The organism is Pseudomonas sp. ES4, assembly GCF_050586665.1.
GTDB classification, from domain to species: Bacteria; Pseudomonadota; Gammaproteobacteria; order Pseudomonadales; family Pseudomonadaceae; genus Aquipseudomonas; species Aquipseudomonas frederiksbergensis.
On the sequence record NZ_JBOBDO010000005.1, the window covers coordinates 246736 to 262879 of the forward strand.

Sequence of the window (16144 nt, forward strand, 5' to 3'; positions counted from 1 at the left end):
ACATAAGGCGTCCCTACCCGGCTGACCCACCGGGATAGCTCGGACGGGTCAACGCGCCCTTGGCCCAAGCCCAACGCGGCATACAGACCAAGAGACGTCACCGAGAATGATCACGCGAGCTTTATGGCTCCGCCTTGGATATCGTCACGCGCCGCTCGTAAGTCCATGGCGTCCTGGTTGAGTCGGTGAATCATGTTGAGCAACCGCTGGCGTAGCACTTCGTCTTGGAGATGCTCTGCTGCGCGCATCATATCTAGCGCCGCTACCTCATTGTTAGTGGCGACGGCGTCGAGCAGTTTGCGCATGCTTCTTGATGGTCGATTCATCTCCAACTCCCTGGATTTCAGTGACGCGAATCATATGGCCAGAATGTTTCGTCAGTATTTCAGCTGCAGGAACCATCTCTGTTTGCAACAACCGCCAGCAGACGCACTGAAGGCGGGTTGTCCGGACGCGTTCAAGTATTAAAACCAGGTTTCCATTTGTATCCCGTATTGCCACACACCTCCGGCGTTGAAGTCCGTCTTGCCGAAGTTGTCTGTGGAACTGTATCTGTCCAGGTCCGAAGACCAGTTCATGAGACTTGCGAACACTCGCAATTCGGGACGTGTGAGAAGGTCTCCAAAATCAGGCTTGAATGTCGGAGCGACCGTGAATTTCCAGAAGTTACCGTCGACCGCATTGCGTTGCATGTAACCCTTGGGGTCGAGGTCCATGGTTTGCCAGCTCATTTCGTAGGCCATCTCGAAATTGCTGTTGATTTCATTGGCCAACCGCACGTTCAGGGTCATCCAGCGGTAGTCGTCACCCTTGACGTATCTGTCCTTGCTCTGTTCGGCCAACAAACTGGGGCCGATACGCCAGCCGGGTGCAATGGGTGTCTCACCATAAAGCGCCAGGCGCAGAGCGCGGGCGTCGTCGATCAGTTCGCCATCCGAACCGATGTTCTTGACCTCTGCCCCCAGACCTTGCCCATAGAGCAGTGCTGTTTTGAAGAAGCCTTCCCTGCCGAAAAAGTTTTTCTGGTGATTGGCCAGCATGCTGTGCAAGCCGGAATCCGCAGGCGCCAGGCCCGCTTCATTGCTGCGAGTGCCAAAGTCGTTTTTCTTTGAGCCAATGCCATTGAACATCCACTGCCACTGACCACTGTCGAAGAACTGGTTGGAGGTCAGGATGTAGCTTTCCACATCGGCGTTGATACCGCCTTCACTGAAATCCCCGTAGTTGCGCCCGATCAAGGAGTAATTCGAGCGCCAGTCCTTGTTCATCTGCACATCGTAGATCCCACCCCCGGTGCCGGCCAGAAAGACCACGTCCGAGTCCAGCCAGTGGATATCGAAATTGTCCCTGTCGAATCGCTTGCCCGCCCACAGAGTGGAGTTCTCGAACACTGAATTGCCCTTGAAGGCGGCGAGATGATCGAGTTCAGTAAATACCTGACGCACGTTCAGGTTGCTCTCGTCGGCCGTCCAGTCATTGGAGCTTTCCACACCGTCGGCGATGGACACGGTGAATTTGGATCGGGTGCCGTTCTGCGCATGCATCTCTTTCGACAGGTCTATGCGCATGTAGGTGTCGTCTTCGTTACCGAGTCGCCCGACGGCACCACCGACTGAACCGGCAGGCGTTGTATAAGGGCCACCACGACCACCACCCAGCCCATCGTTGATCAGCAATCCGGAGCGGGCGTAGCCCTTGAAGCTGAAGCCGTCAGTGAGGTGTCCGCTGCTGCCCTGCTTTTCCATGCTTTGCTGACGGGCTTCGAGTTTTGCCAGTCGGGTGTCCAAAGCAGGCGCCGAAATAGCTGCGGCAGTAGACGCGGCGGGCTGCAAGGCGGGAGCTGCGAGTTTGATTTGCTGCAATTCCCTGGCAAGTGCCTGGGTTTGCTGTTCGGCTGCGGCTGCACGCTTTTCCGCTGCGCTGGTACGGGCTTCAAACGCAGCCATGCGTTCTTCCAGAGTCGCGGCCTGAGAGGTTGCCGCCGATGTGCCGAGCACGCCAGCGAGTAGCCAGCCTGATGCTTTGTGCATGTGGATTTCCCTGTTTTGTTTTTATTGTTTTGTTCCCGCGACCGGCCATTTTTCGTGAGTTGTAAATTGTCGCAATCAACGAAAAAAAGGATGCCTCATCGCAAATACGCTGCTACATTTGGCGATGTTAACGTTAACTTTTCTAAAAACAAAAATAAAGAGGGCTCTATGAAACAGCTGAAATCTCTTCTTCCAGCAGCACTGCTCACCCTCTGTGCCGGGCTTCCATCCCTCTCGAGCGCGGCCAATTTGACGATCTCGTGCGGTGCGGTGGGTGCTGAGTTACAACTCTGCAAGGAGGCTGTCGAGGCGTGGTCGAAACAGACCGGCAACAACGTCGAGGTGGTTTCCACGCCTAACTCGGCGACCGAGCGGTTGTCGTTCTACCAACAGATCCTCAGCGCGCAGTCCGCCGACATCGACATCATTCAAATCGATATGGTGTGGCCGGGAATGCTGGCCAAACACCTGATGGATCTGCGCGAGGTGCTTCCAGCCAACGCGACCCAGGGTTATTTCCAGGCACAGGTGGATAACGCCACAGTGAACGGACAGCTGGTGACGATGCCGTGGTTCACCGATTCAGGCCTGCTGTATTACCGCAAGGACTTGCTCGAGAAATACGACAAGCAGGTTCCCCAGACCTGGGAGGAAATGACCTCTACCGCAAAGGATGTTCAACAGGCTGAACGCAACGCCGGGAACCCCAATGCGTGGGGTTACATCTTTCAGGGACGCGCCTACGAGGGTCTGACGTGTAACGCGCTGGAGTGGATCAGCAGCCAACCGGAAGGCGGGCTGGTCAATCCAAAAGGTGACATCGTGGTCAACAGTCAGGCCTCAAGAACGGCTTTGACCCTGGCGAAAAGCTGGGTAGGCGACATCTCCCCGCGTGGCGTACTCAATTACACCGAGGAAGAAAGCCGTGGCGTATTCCAGTCGGGCAATGCGCTGTTTATGCGTAACTGGCCGTATGTCTGGGCTCTGGTCCAAAGTCAGGACAGTGCCGTAAAAGACAAGGTCGGGGTCGCTCCCCTGCCCCGCGGCGGCGAGACCGGCAGCCATGCATCCACTCTCGGTGGCTGGGGCCTGGCGGTATCGCGTTACAGCGCCCATCCAAAACTTGCCGCAGAACTGGTGAGCTACCTGACCAGCGCTCAAGAGCAAAAACATCGTGCCCTGATTGGCGCCTATAACCCGGTTATCGAGTCGCTGTATCAAGACCCCGAACTGCTCGCGGCCATGCCTTATTACGCTCAGCTGCACAGCATTCTCAACGATGGAGTCATGCGCCCCGCCTCCATCACTGCCGATCGTTATCCACGGGTCTCCAATGCGTTCTTCGATCGAGTGCATGGCGTGCTGGCGGGCGAGTTGCCTGTCGATCAGGCGCTGGCCGAACTGGAAAACGAACTCACGCGCATCAAACGCCGGAACTGGTAAGCCACAAGGAAGGAAATCACCATGTCTGTCTCTTCTACCCATGCCCCCTGTGATGAGCTGCTGCTCACCAGGGAAACGCCCGTACAACGACGCCGAGTACGCGCTGCCTGGCTGTTTCTGACGCCGATGTTGCTGTGTCTGGCCCTGGTGGCAGCCTGGCCGCTACTGCGCACATTCTGGTTCAGCCTGACCGACGCCAATCTGGCGGATACCGGTGGCGGAACCTTCGTTGGCTTGAGCAATTATCTATTCCACAACGGTACCAACTGGTCGGGCATTCTGGTCGATCCACAATGGTGGAACGCGGTGCGCAACACCTTGCATTTCACCGTGGTGTCGGTGGGACTGGAAGTCGTACTGGGACTGCTGGTGGCGTTGCTGCTGAACATCAAGTTCACCGGCCGTTCGCTGGTGCGGGCGTTGATTCTGATTCCCTGGGCGATTCCGACCATTGTCTCGGCGAAGATCTGGTCATGGATGCTTAACGACCAGTTCGGCATCATCAATCACCTGATGCTGAGCCTCGGCCTGATTGACGCGCCTCTGGCCTGGACGGCCGATGCGGATCTGTCGATGTGGGCGGTGATCATCGTCGATGTCTGGAAGACCGTCCCTTTTGTCACGCTGCTGATGTTGGCCGCCTTGCAGATGTTGCCAAGCGATTGCTACGAAGCCGCCAGGGTCGATGGCATTCATCCACTGAAAGTGTTCTGGCGTGTCACGCTTCCCCTGCTCATGCCCGCACTGCTGGTGGCGGCGATCTTCCGCATCCTCGACTCGCTGCGAGTATTCGACGTGATCTATGTGCTGACCTCGAATTCATCGAGCACCATGAGCATGTCGGTGTATGCCCGCCAGCACCTGGTGGAATTCCAGGACGTCGGTTACGGCAGCGCGGCCTCGACGCTGTTGTTTTTGGTGGTTGCAGTCATCGCCCTGCTTTATCTCTACCTCGGACGCCGTCAACTGGAGGTCCGGTCATGAACCTGCGCCTACTGAAAAAAGCCCTGTTGCGCCTCGGATTCTGGTGTCTGATCGGGGTGTTGCTGCTGTATGCGGTCTTCCCTTTCTACTACGCCATCGTGACGTCGCTGAAGCCGTCCAGCGCCTTGTTCGAGGTGAGTTACTGGATCGAAAACCCCGACTTCTCCAATTACGTGGCAGTGCTCAATCAAGCCTCATTCCTGCGGGCGATCGGCAACTCGCTGGTGGTTGCGCTGTGCGTGGTGACATTGGCGCTGTTCCTCAGCCTGACCGCCGCCTATGCCTTGGGCCGGGTGAAGTTTCGGGGGCGTGGCACGGTCTTGATGATGGTCCTTGGCGTGTCGATGTTTCCTCAGGTCGCGGTGTTGTCGGGGCTGTTCGAAGTGATCCGTGCACTGGGTCTGTACAACACCTCCTGGGCGTTGATCCTGAGCTACACGATTTTCACCCTGCCCTTCACAGTCTGGGTACTGACCACGTTCATGGGGCAACTGCCCCATGAACTGGAAGAAGCGGCAATCATGGATGGCGCCTCGCCCTGGGTCACGCTGACCCGCGTGCTGTTGCCGTTGCTCTGGCCCGCACTGGTCACCACTGGCTTATTGGCCTTCATCGCCGCGTGGAACGAGTTCCTGTTTGCCCTGACCTTCACCCTCACCGACACGCAACGCACGGTGCCGGTCGCCATCGCCTTGATTTCCGGCGGCAGTCCCCATGAGTTGCCTTGGGGGTTATTGATGGCCGCCTCGGTGGTGGTCACCGTCCCACTGGTGATTCTGGTGCTGATCTTCCAGCGCCGAATCGTTTCCGGTCTCACTGCCGGCGCGTTAAAGGGTTGATGCCCAACAAAGACAAGGAACAGCATCGTGATCAAATTGAAACTGGACAACGTGAACAAACAATTGGGCGGCATGCGCATTCTTCGCGACGTCAGCCTGGAAATCGCGGCGGGTGAATTCGTGGTGTTCGTTGGCCCTTCGGGCTGCGGAAAGTCGACCCTGCTGCGACTGATCGCCGGGCTGGATTCGATCTGCGGCGGCGACCTGCTGATCGACGGGCGACGGGTCAACGACCTGGAGCCGCGCGAGCGTGGTGTCGGCATGGTGTTTCAGTCTTATGCGCTGTACCCGCACATGAGCGTCTACGACAACATCAGCTTTGGTCTCAAACTGGCCAAGACTGAGAAGACCAGCCTGCGCGAGCGCGTGCTGAAAACCGCACAAATCCTGCAGTTGGACAAACTGCTGCAACGCAAGCCAAAGGAACTGTCCGGTGGGCAGCGTCAGCGTGTGGCCATGGGCAGAGCCATGGCGCGGGAACCGGACATCTTGTTGTTCGATGAGCCGCTTTCCAACCTGGATGCGTCCTTGCGGGTGCAGATGCGCAACGAAATTGCCCGACTGCATGATCGGCTGGGCTCGACCATGATCTACGTCACCCACGATCAGGTTGAAGCGATGACCCTGGCCGACAAAATTGTCGTGCTCAATGGCGGGCGCGTAGAACAGGTCGGCTCACCGCGCGAACTCTATGAACGCCCGGCCAGCCGCTTTGTCGCCGGTTTTCTCGGTTCGCCCAGAATGAATTTTCTGCCGGCGCGCCTGCAGACGCCAGGCGAAACCAGCCTGGTGGATACCCTCGTATGGGGTATCACGCCCCTGCCCTTCGACAGCTCGAACCTGGCGACGAGCACGCAGCTGAGCCTGGGGATTCGCCCGGAGCATGTGTCGCTCAAACCGGCAGATGGAACTGCCGGCGTCGTCGTTACCGCGGTCGAATACCTGGGCAGCGAAACCTATGTGCACCTCGAGACAGGTCAAGACGAGCCATTGATCTGTCGTTGCGAAGTCAGCGCCGGATGGCAAGCGGGCGATCGGGTTGAGCTGCAGCTGGACATCGACAACCTGCACCTGTTCGACGCCGACGGCGCGGCCTTGAAGCGTCACCCGCAAACCATTGAAACCCTGCCGGATGGCGTCCCTCTGCGCTCGGCACGAGCAAGCGCCCTATGACTGTGTATTTGAATCCCATGAACGACCCAATGTCTTGCGCCCTTGACCTTGCGCAGCATGCGCTGAGTGATGGCCTGTCTCGCGTCAGCGATGATTATCGTCCCGGTTATCATCTTGCCCCCCCAGCGGGCTGGATGAACGACCCTAACGGGGTGGTGTACTTTCGTGGCGAATACCATGTGTTCTACCAACACCACCCCTTCGACGCGAAATGGGGCCCGATGTATTGGGGGCATGCCAAGAGCGCCGATCTGGTCCATTGGCAGCATTTGCCCATTGCGCTGGCACCCGGCGATGAGTTCGACCGTGACGGTTGTTTTTCCGGCAGCGCGGTGGTGTGCGGGGAGACCTTGGCACTGATCTACACCGGGCACACCTGGCTGGGGGACGTGGGCGACGAGCGCTCGATCCGTCAAGTCCAGTGCCTGGCGACCAGCAGCGACGGCATCCGGTTCGTCAAGCATGGCGCCGTCATCGAGACCGCGCCGCAAGACACGATCATGCACTTTCGCGACCCAAAGGTATGGCAGGAAGATGACTGTTGGTACCTGATTGCCGGCGCACGTCTGGGCGATGTGCCGCTGCTGCCGCTGTACCGTTCCACGGATCTGCACGCCTGGGAATTCCTCGACTATGTGGCCAGCGGCAGCGAGGGTGATGGCTATATGTGGGAGTGCCCGGACCTGTTCCGGCTGAACGGGCGCGATGTGCTGCTCTACTCCCCTCAAGGCATGCAGCCCCAGGGTTACGATCGGCTCAACAAGTACCAGACCGGTTATCGAGTGGGCCGACTCGACAGCGAATGGCACTTTACTGGCGGGCCTTTTATCGAGCTGGATAACGGCCACGATTTCTATGCGGCGCAAACGCTACTGGCCGCCGACGGTCGGCGCCTTGTGTGGGCGTGGCTCGACATGTGGGAAAGCCCGATGCCGAGCCAGGCTCATCACTGGTGCGGCATGCTCGGTTTGCCGCGCGAACTTGAACTGCACGCAGATCGCCTTTGCGTCTATCCGGCACGTGAGCTCACCGCTCTGCGCAAAGCGCCATTGCAGGGCACGCTCTGGTGGGGTGAGTCGGGTACGCGGTCGGTGCCGGAAGTGAATGGCGATATGCTCGAAATCCATGTGCATCTGGATCTGCTCGGCTGCACCGATGGCCACCTCGGAATCGCCTTGCGTTGCAGCGATGATGGCAAGGAAGAAACCCTGCTCTATTACGATGCGTCACTGCAGCGCCTGGTGCTTGACCGCAGCCGCTCGGGTGCGCAAGTCACCGGTCAGCGCAGCGTGGCGATAGACCCGACACAAGGGCAACTGGAACTGCGGGTGTTCCTCGATCGCTCGTCCATCGAGGTGTTCGACGAAAACGGGCGCTTCAGCCTCAGCAGTCGCCTCTATCCGCGGCCCGACAGTCTGGGCGTGAAGCTGCTGGCCAGCGGGAGTGGCGGGCGTGTCTCCATTCCCAAGGCATGGCCTCTGGCCTCGGGATGGTTATGAACAGCGTCAATCGAGTCGCGAGAAGCGCGGGCCCTGTGTCATGATCCTGCGTCAACCTGACCGGCCTCGCCTCGCATGACTTCAGTGAAAGACGTTGCACAGCTGGCCGGCGTGTCCCTGATGACGGTTTCTCGAGCGCTCAACACCCCGGAAAAACTGAGCCCCGAAACCCTTCAGCGGGTACGTCGCGCCATTGATGAACTGCAATTCGTACCGAGCCTGTCGGCGCGCAAGATGCGCGGCGACAACCTCCAGTCGCGCACCATCGGAGTGTTCGCGCTGGACACCGCGACTACACCGTTCGCAGTCGAGTTGCTGCTGTCCATCGAACAGACCGCACAGCAGGCGGGCTGGAATGTGTTCATCCTTAACCTGTTGAGCAACCCGCCCACCGACCAGAACATCGACCTGATGTTGTCGCACCGTCCCGACGGGTTGATCTTCAGCGCCATGGGGTTTCGCCACGTGAACATTCCCGAGCGCTTGAAGAGCAAACCCCTGGTACTCGCCAATTGCCTGGCGGATGACAGTCGCCTGGTGAGTTATGTGCCCGACGACGAAACCGGGCAGTATCGAGCCGTACATCATGCGTTAAGCCAAGGCTATCGGCGCCCTCTGTGTATCAATTTGCCAAAACAGAGTCTGGCCTGGGACCTGCGACAAAAAGGCTTGCTGCGTGCCTGTCAGGCATTCGGTCTTGCGCCTGACGCACTCCTGCAATACGACCTTTCCGATCATGATGCCTATGGTGAAACCGCAGCCATCCTCGACCGGCACATCATTGATGGTCGTCCCCAATTCGACATTCTGATCTGTGGCAATGACCGCATTGCATTTTGTGCCTATCAGCTGTTGTTGGGCCGAGGCCTGAAAATCCCCGACGATGTCGCCGTACTCGGCTATGACAACATGATCGGTATCGCTGAGCTGTTCATCCCGCCGTTGACGACGGTGCAACTGCCGTACTACGAGATCGGTCGCAAGGCTGCCCGGCACCTGATCGAGACCATTGAGGTATCAGGAGCTCAGCCAGTTGATTGTCCATTGGTGGTCAGGGCATCACTGTAAGAATGAGCTCATTCGGTGATTACACGCCCGCTTGCTTTCGATGGGTCGTGAAAGAGCTTCGGGCGGCAACGATGAGGATGCATCAAATCCTGGGGGCTGCCGATGCATTAAAACCGCCTGACGAAAGACCGGGCTCTTGGGTTTCACTCAACCCGGCAGACCGCTAAAGTGGCGCAACCGACACCTGAGAAACGATGAACATGGATGTACTTCACCAAGGAAGTTGCCTGTGCGGCGCAGTGAAATATTACGTGGCCGCCGAGCTGAAAGCGGTTACCCACTGCCATTGCAGCCAATGTCGCAAGGGCCACGGGGCAGCATTCGCGACGTATGCAAGCGCACCCAGGTCGGCGATTACAATCATGGCGGGGGTCGAAACGCTCAAAACCTTTAACTCGTCTGGAGGCGTCGCACGACAGTTCTGTGGCGACTGCGGCTCTTCGCTGTTCTGGTCTGATTCCAAAGGCGAGTTTTCGGATTGGATGTCCGTGGCGATAGGCACGCTGGATACGCTGTTTCTGAATGAAAAACAGAAACACGTGTGTGTTGCATCGAAAGCGCCGTGGTACTCAATCGAGGATCGGTGGCCGCGGACGGAGTGAACGCTTTTGGCCAAAAAAGCGAAAGCACATGAGGTAGATTGAGACCTGATGCCAAATTCACTGATGGGAGGGACCGTACTATGACGACGCGAACTGAAACTGCCATCCTGGCCGGTGGCTGCTTCTGGGGCATGCAGGATTTGCTGAGACGCTACCCCGGCGTAGTGTCCACGCGGGTGGGCTACTCCGGCGGCGATGTGCCCAATGCGACTTACCGCAATCATGGCACGCACGCGGAAGCGATCGAGATTGTGTTCGATCCGGACCAGATCAGCTATCGCCAGATCCTCGAGTTTTTCTTTCAGATCCACGACCCGACGACGAAGAATCGTCAGGGTAACGATGTGGGTATGAGCTACCGCTCGGCGCTCTTCTATCTCAACGATGAACAGAAGCAGGTGGCCGAGGACACGGTGGCCGATGCTGATGCATCCGGCCTCTGGCCCGACAAGGTCGTCACTGAAATCATGCCCGCAGGCCCGTTCTGGGAAGCAGAACCGGAGCATCAGGACTACCTCGAACACTACCCCAACGGTTACACCTGCCATTTCATTCGGCCAGACTGGAAACTGCCCAAACGAGGGTAATGGTGCTGTGCACTTGCGAAGAGTCGGAGGCAAGATGATTTGTATCGCTCTGTATGTTCGCGGGCGATCTTACACAGCCATACACAACCGCAGGATCAGGACACATACGCAGTACATGAAGGTGAAAAAGTGGGCGGCGTCGCACACCTGGTGTTCTGCGATGAACCCAGGCTAAAGAGCCCACCCCCAGCAGGAGTCACCTCATGATCAATGAAATCGAAACCGTGCTTTACACCGGCAAGACCCACACCACCGGAGGCCGTAACGGCGAGGCGCGAAGCGACGATGGACGTTTGGACATCAAGCTTTCCGCGCCTGGCTCGTCCGGGAATGGCACCAATCCTGAACAGCTGCTGGCTGCGGGTTGGTCGGCCTGTTTCATCGGTGCAATGGCTAAGGCGGCAGTCGCCTTGAAGGTGACCCTGCCGAGTGACGTTGCCGTCGATGCCGAAGTGGACCTGGGCAAGACCGAAGACGCCTTTTTCCTCCAGGCACGCCTCAATGTCAGCCTTCCAGGTCTGGACCCTGTTGTCGCACGGGCGGTGGTGGATGGTGCCCATCAGCGGTGCCCGTACTCGAAGGCGACCCGTGGCAACATCGACGTCACGATCAATCTGGTTTGATCGAAGCACCTCGTGGGGCCTGATGCTGTTCACTTAGGGTTGTTGGCGTACATATCCGTTTCTGCGGTGATGGCGGCTGGCGGTTTCGCTCTTACAGCGAGTCACTTGGAAAAGCGCCAAGTAACCAAACGCTCTTGCCCCTGACGCACGGTGCCTCGCCTAGGCTCGCCATGCCCTCGCTCCGGTCCTGCTCCGTGGGCCCGCCGCCATCGGCCATCCATGGCCGGGGGCGGCTAACCCGGCATCCATGCCGGGTTGCCCACTGCGCAGAACCTGCGCTCGGCCTTCCGACGGGGCAGATCAAGATCAAAAGCAAGATCAAAAGCCCGGCGTTTTACCTGTAGGAGCGAGCCTGCTCGCGAAAGACGTGAACGATAACGCGTGCTGTCAGAATGAACGCGGTGTCCGGACGTTTTTCGCGAGCAGGCTCGCTCCCACAGGGGGAATGCGTACGCTTGAAGAGGCAGGCCGGCCGGTAGGCCGCCTCGCGGTGCTGTTGCGGTAGTCGCCCCCTCGGTAGGCCGAGTGGAGGTTCTGCGCAGTGGGCAACCCGGCATGGATGCCGGGTTAGCCGCCCCCGGCCATGGATGGCCGATGGCGGCGGGCCCACGGAGCAGGACCGGAGCGAGGGTATGGCGAGCCTAGGCGAGCCACCGTACGAAAGGGGCAAAAGCCCTTGGTTACTTGGGGCTTTTCCAAGTGACCCGCCGTAAGGGCGGAACCCTAAGCCGCCGTGACCGCGGAAACGGATATGTACCCCGACCTCGGTGAACACCCATGCAGCCAGCCTACCCGGCAGGCGGCACCAGCCACTGCAATCAATCATCCTCATGCAACTTGATACCGCGAGCATGCAGCACATACGGAACCAACAGCACCAGCAGCGTCAGCGCAAGGAACGCCGCCGATATCGGTTGCGTCACAAACACCAGCCAGTCTCCCTCGCTGATGGACAACGCATTGCGCAGCTGCTTTTCAGCCATCGGCCCCAGCAGCATGCCGACGATCACCGGCGCAACGGGAAAGTCGAAACGACGCATCAAGACCCCGCCCCACCCAATCGCCAACATCAGCAAAAGATCGAAGGAAGAGTGACGCATGCCGTACACCCCGATGGTGGCAAACACCAGAATCCCCGCGTTCAGGTACGGCCGGGGAATCTGCAGGAGCTTGACCCACAGCCCCACCAACGGAAGATTCAACACCAACAAAATCACGTTGCCGACATACAGCGAAGCCACCAGCGTCCAGACCAATTCTCCCGACGTCTGGAAGAGCATCGGCCCCGGTTGCAGGTTGTAGTTCTGGAACGCGGCCAACAGAATCGCCGCGGTGGCGGACGTCGGAATGCCGAGCGTCAGCAGTGGTATCAAAGAACCCGTCGCGCTCGCGTTGTTGGCCGCCTCGGGTCCGGCAACCCCCTCGATCGCCCCCTTGCCCTTGTTGCCCGCAAACTCTTTCGGGTATTTGCTCAGTTTGCGTTCTGCCGAATAGGACAGGAACGTCGGAATCTCAGCGCCCCCCGCAGGAATCGACCCGAATGGAAAGCCGATCAACGTGCCGCGCAACCAGGCAGGAACCGAGCGTTTCCAGTCAGCGCGCGTCATCCACAACGAGGTTAAACGGTGCCGGCCAGACGCTTCTTCTTTCTGATAAAGCAGGCTATACAACGCCTCACCCACGGCAAACAAACCGACCGCCACGAGCACAACTTCGATGCCATCCACCAACTCCGGCACCGCCAGGGTGTAACGGGCAATGCCCGAGGTCGAGTCCAGGCCGATCAAGCCGATGGTCAGCCCAATCCCGAGCGAAACAAAACCGCGCAGCATCGAAGCGCCGAGTACCGCAGACACCGTGGTGAAGGACAGCACCAGAATCGCGAAATACTCGGCAGGACCAAACCTGAGCGCCAGCGTGGCAACAATCGGGGCAAACAACGTCAGGAACACCGTCGCGATGGTGCCGGCCACAAATGAGCCTATCGCAGCCGTCGCCAGGGCCGGTCCTGCCCGGCCGTTGCGCGCCATGAGATTGCCTTCCAGGGCCGTGACCATGGAGGACGATTCACCGGGCGTATTGAGCAGGATGGAAGTGGTCGAGCCACCAAACTGCGCGCCGTAATAAATCCCGGCGAACATGATCAAGGCCCCCGTAGGATCGACCTTGGCGGTGATCGGCAGCAGCAGCGCAACGGTCAGCGCCGGCCCGATACCCGGCAAGACACCAATGGCGGTGCCGAGCAAACAGCCGATAAAGCCCCACATCAAATTGATCGGGGTCAGCGCAGCGGAAAAACCAATGGCCAGGTTCGCGAGCGTGTCCACCTTGTTTACCTCCTTCGGCCCGAGTCAGATCCAGGCGTTGACAAGGGGCGGCAGGGAAACCCCTAGCCCGGCGTTGAACAGCCAGTAAATCGGCAGGGTCAAGGCAATGCCGATGGCGAGGTCCTTCACCGGGCGACGACTGCCAAACCCCCGCGCCGAACAGGCAAACAGCAGCCCGGCGGCCAAGACGAAGCCGATGAGATTAATCAGCACGGCCACCCCCACCAGCCCCGCGGTCACCCAGGCTGCGCCGGCTTTGCCGCCGGGCAGCGCTTGGGCAGCTTCGGCGCTGTGGTCTGCCAGCTCGCGAAAACCACCGGTGACGGCCTGATAACACAGCAACAGCCCGACCACACCCAGGAACACCGCGACACCGTACGGATAGACGTGGGCTCCCAGGATGACGAACCCCATCTCGGGCGGAAACCGGAATGCGCCCACCGCCAACACGGCGCTGATGGCAATCACGCCGACGCCGATCGCCAGTTGTACCGGCACGATTGCGCGAGGCTGAGTCATTTCGAAACCAGCCCGACCTCGACCAGCATCGCACGCAGCCGCACATGCTCTTCGTCGACGAATTTGCCGAACTCATCGCCGGTCAGGACGTTGGGTGACCATTTGTTGGTGTCGATATTGTCTTTCCAGACTTTGCTGTTGCTGGCGGCCACGACAGCGTCGATCACTTCCTTGCGCTGCTCGGGCGTAAGGCCAGCGGCACCGTAAACACCTCGCCAGTTGCCGATGGTCACGTCGTAGCCTTTCTCTTTGAGGGTCGGCGCATCGATGCCTTCAACGCGTTCTGGCGCGCCGATGGCGAGTACTCGGAACTGGCCGTTCCTGATGTATTGGCCAAGCTCGGCATAACCACCGGTGATCACCTTGATCTGACCGCCCAATGCCTGAGCAACGACTTCACCCCCACCCGCGAAGGCGACGTAATTCACCTTGTTGACCGGGACACCCATTTTCGCGGCCAACTCGGCAATGCCGATGTGATCGATCGACCCCTTGGAACCACCGCCCCAGGAAATACTGGTCGGCTTGTCCTTGAAGACTTTCAACAAGTCCTCCAGGGTTTTGAATTCAGATTCCTTGCGCACGGCAATCACGTTGTATTCGGTGAACAGACGGGCAATCGGCGTCACGTCCTTCAAGGTGATTTGCGGCTTGTTCTGTTCAATGGCAGTGACCATGATCGCGCCGACAACCAGCAGCGCATTCGGATCGCCCTTGGTGCTGTTGGCGAACTGCGCCAGCCCCAACGTCCCCCCTGCTCCGCCCTTGTTCTCGAACGTGGTGGATTTGGCCGTGTTGGCCTCGACCATGGCTTTGCCCAAGACCCTGGCGGTCTGGTCATAACCGCCACCCACGGACCCTGGGGCCATGAACTTGACGGTGTCCAGCGCAAAGGCCGGTGTCGCGAGCGCAGCTGCGGTAACGGCCGTTGCGATGCAGCGGCTGAATCGACGGAACAAAGCGGACATAAGTTGTCTCCCGATTGCATTGTTTTTATAGGTGCCGGGGCAATCGACCAGGGCGAAAAGCCTGCTCGATGCACATTGGCCTGCCAATAAGCGTAGGCCATGGTTAGGGAGACAGCATTTAACGAATTCGCTATCGTCACTCGCCTATGAAACGGACTCGCTCGAACCAGGAAGATGAACACATGACCAACCCTCATACCGATGACCGCAGCAGCGCGTGGTCGGTGTTTTTGATCTTCCTGCGCCTCGGGCTGACTTCTTTCGGCGGGCCCATTGCACACCTGGGTTACTTCCGTGAGGAGTTCGTCACACGACGACGCTGGCTGACCGAGCGCAGCTATGCGGATCTGGTTGCGCTCTGCCAATTCCTGCCGGGTCCGGCCAGCAGTCAGGTCGGCATGGCGCTGGGTCTGTCTCGGGCGGGATATCGTGGGGCGCTGGCCGCCTGGACGGGTTTCACGCTGCCTTCGGCCATTGCACTGATCCTGTTTGCACTGGGCATTTCCCATTTCGGCACGGCCCTCGCGCCCGGCGCGTTGCACGGCCTCAAAGTGGTGGCTGTCGCGGTGGTTGCGCAAGCAGTCTGGGGCATGGCACGCAACCTGTGCACGGACGTACTGCGAGTCACCCTCATGGTCAGTGCAGCCTGCGTCGCCCTGCTTGAACCGTCCGCCTGGGGACAGGTCAGCGTGATTGCCGCTGCGGGCCTGGCCGGCCTACTGTTGTTCAAACCCGATCAGAGTGCCAGGCGCGAGCCTCTGCCGATCACGATCAGCCCCCGGGCCGGGGCGCTCTGGCTGTCGCTGTTCCTGGCATTGCTGGTTGGCTTGCCGCTCTTGACCCAGTTGCTGCCCAGTCAAACCGTGGCGATGGTGGATGCCTTCTACCGGTCCGGCTCACTGGTATTCGGCGGGGGGCACGTTGTTTTGCCACTGCTGCAAGCCGAGGTGGTGCCTTCTGGCTGGGTCGACAACGAAACCTTTCTTGCCGGATATGGTGCCGCGCAGGCCGTTCCCGGCCCCTTGTTCACCTTCGCCGCGTTCCTCGGCGCCTCGATGAACCTCGCCCCGTCGGGCTGGATCGGCGGCATGATCTGCTTGTTGGCGATCTTTGTGCCGTCCTTTCTGTTGATCGTGGGGGTCTTGCCTTTTTGGGAGCGCTTGCGCCGCAGTTTGCGCACACAGGCCGCGCTGGCCGGCGTCAATGCCGCGGTGGTCGGCCTGTTGTTGGCGGCGCTGTACCAGCCTGTCTGGACCAGTGCCATTTTCAAGCCGCAGGACTTCGGTTTGGCACTGATCGCTTTGGTTGCATTGATGTTCTGGAAACTCCCGCCGTGGCTGGTGGTGGTCGGCTGCGGGATCGCGGGCTGGCTGTTGAATATGCTGTTGTGAGGAACAGGACAATAGCCGACAAGCAAGCTATTGATATTCAAACATCTACTACTTCAGAAACATTTGCCCGGCGCAATGTTGAAAAATGACG

Annotated in this window: 15 protein-coding genes; 10 read left to right on the forward strand and 5 right to left on the reverse strand. The window is 59.2% G+C overall.

All coding sequences use genetic code 11. The features are described 5' to 3' along the window. Window positions 1-110: 110 nt before the first annotated feature. Window positions 111-326 carry a hypothetical protein gene (locus ACQ4OB_RS08510; RefSeq protein WP_074875786.1) on the reverse strand — a complete coding sequence of 72 codons (216 nt, stop codon included), beginning with the start codon at window positions 324-326 and terminating at the stop codon, window positions 111-113. 138 nt (window positions 327-464) lie between these two features. Further along, window positions 465-2030, reverse strand: coding sequence for a carbohydrate porin (locus ACQ4OB_RS08515; RefSeq protein ID WP_430955489.1), 1566 nt, complete (start codon window positions 2028-2030; stop codon window positions 465-467). Window positions 2031-2198: 168 nt separating this feature from the next. Between ACQ4OB_RS08515 and ACQ4OB_RS08520 the strand changes: the two genes are divergently transcribed. The 9 genes from ACQ4OB_RS08520 to ACQ4OB_RS08560 all read left to right on the forward strand — a co-directional run bounded on the left by ACQ4OB_RS08520 (window position 2199) and on the right by ACQ4OB_RS08560 (window position 10848). Continuing rightward, window positions 2199-3473 (forward strand): ABC transporter substrate-binding protein, encoded by a 1275-nt coding sequence (locus ACQ4OB_RS08520; protein WP_430955490.1) that lies wholly within the window; start codon window positions 2199-2201, stop codon window positions 3471-3473. 21 nt (window positions 3474-3494) lie between these two features. Next, window positions 3495-4457 carry a carbohydrate ABC transporter permease gene (locus ACQ4OB_RS08525; protein WP_074875779.1) on the forward strand — a complete coding sequence of 321 codons (963 nt, stop codon included), beginning with the start codon at window positions 3495-3497 and terminating at the stop codon, window positions 4455-4457. Then, window positions 4454-5296: a carbohydrate ABC transporter permease gene (locus ACQ4OB_RS08530; RefSeq protein WP_074875776.1), complete on the forward strand. Its 843-nt coding sequence runs from the start codon at window positions 4454-4456 to the stop codon at window positions 5294-5296. The genes ACQ4OB_RS08525 and ACQ4OB_RS08530 overlap by 4 nt, the downstream gene beginning before the upstream one ends. Before the next feature lie 27 nt (window positions 5297-5323). Next, entirely contained in the window at window positions 5324-6469 is a 1146-nt protein-coding gene (locus tag ACQ4OB_RS08535) for an ABC transporter ATP-binding protein (RefSeq protein ID WP_430955491.1), read from the forward strand. Next, a complete protein-coding gene (locus ACQ4OB_RS08540) occupies window positions 6466-7968 on the forward strand; it encodes a glycoside hydrolase family 32 protein (RefSeq protein ID WP_074875772.1) in 1503 nt (500 codons plus the stop codon). The genes ACQ4OB_RS08535 and ACQ4OB_RS08540 overlap by 4 nt, the downstream gene beginning before the upstream one ends. 75 nt (window positions 7969-8043) lie before the next feature. Next, the gene (locus ACQ4OB_RS08545) at window positions 8044-9036 is read left to right on the forward strand and encodes a LacI family DNA-binding transcriptional regulator (RefSeq protein ID WP_074875770.1); all 993 of its coding nucleotides are present in this window, start codon (window positions 8044-8046) and stop codon (window positions 9034-9036) included. Window positions 9037-9236: 200 nt separating this feature from the next. Further along, window positions 9237-9638, forward strand: a complete 402-nt coding sequence (locus tag ACQ4OB_RS08550) for a GFA family protein (protein WP_430955492.1) — start codon at window positions 9237-9239, stop codon at window positions 9636-9638. Between the two features lie 80 nt (window positions 9639-9718). Further along, window positions 9719-10225, forward strand: a complete 507-nt coding sequence (gene msrA, locus ACQ4OB_RS08555) for a peptide-methionine (S)-S-oxide reductase MsrA (protein ID WP_074875768.1) — start codon at window positions 9719-9721, stop codon at window positions 10223-10225. A gap of 203 nt (window positions 10226-10428) precedes the next feature. After that, complete coding sequence (locus ACQ4OB_RS08560) at window positions 10429-10848, forward strand: organic hydroperoxide resistance protein (protein ID WP_430955493.1); 420 nt, start codon at window positions 10429-10431, stop codon at window positions 10846-10848. A gap of 818 nt (window positions 10849-11666) precedes the next feature. On the opposite strand, the gene ACQ4OB_RS08565 is transcribed toward ACQ4OB_RS08560, so the two are convergent. The 3 genes from ACQ4OB_RS08565 to ACQ4OB_RS08575 are packed head-to-tail and all read right to left on the reverse strand — an operon-like array spanning window position 11667 to window position 14662. Next, window positions 11667-13175, reverse strand: a complete 1509-nt coding sequence (locus ACQ4OB_RS08565) for a tripartite tricarboxylate transporter permease (RefSeq protein WP_430955494.1) — start codon at window positions 13173-13175, stop codon at window positions 11667-11669. A 24-nt stretch (window positions 13176-13199) separates the two neighbouring features. Continuing rightward, on the reverse strand, window positions 13200-13694 hold the full coding sequence (locus tag ACQ4OB_RS08570) for a tripartite tricarboxylate transporter TctB family protein (RefSeq protein ID WP_076027735.1): 495 nt from the start codon (window positions 13692-13694) through the stop codon (window positions 13200-13202). Next, window positions 13691-14662, reverse strand: coding sequence for a tripartite tricarboxylate transporter substrate binding protein (locus ACQ4OB_RS08575; protein ID WP_074875758.1), 972 nt, complete (start codon window positions 14660-14662; stop codon window positions 13691-13693). Before ACQ4OB_RS08575 ends, ACQ4OB_RS08570 begins: the two co-directional genes overlap by 4 nt. 182 nt (window positions 14663-14844) lie before the next feature. Between ACQ4OB_RS08575 and chrA the strand changes: the two genes are divergently transcribed. Beyond that, the gene (gene chrA / locus ACQ4OB_RS08580; RefSeq protein WP_430955495.1) at window positions 14845-16053 is read left to right on the forward strand and encodes a chromate efflux transporter; all 1209 of its coding nucleotides are present in this window, start codon (window positions 14845-14847) and stop codon (window positions 16051-16053) included. The last annotated feature ends 91 nt before the right edge of the window (window positions 16054-16144 follow it).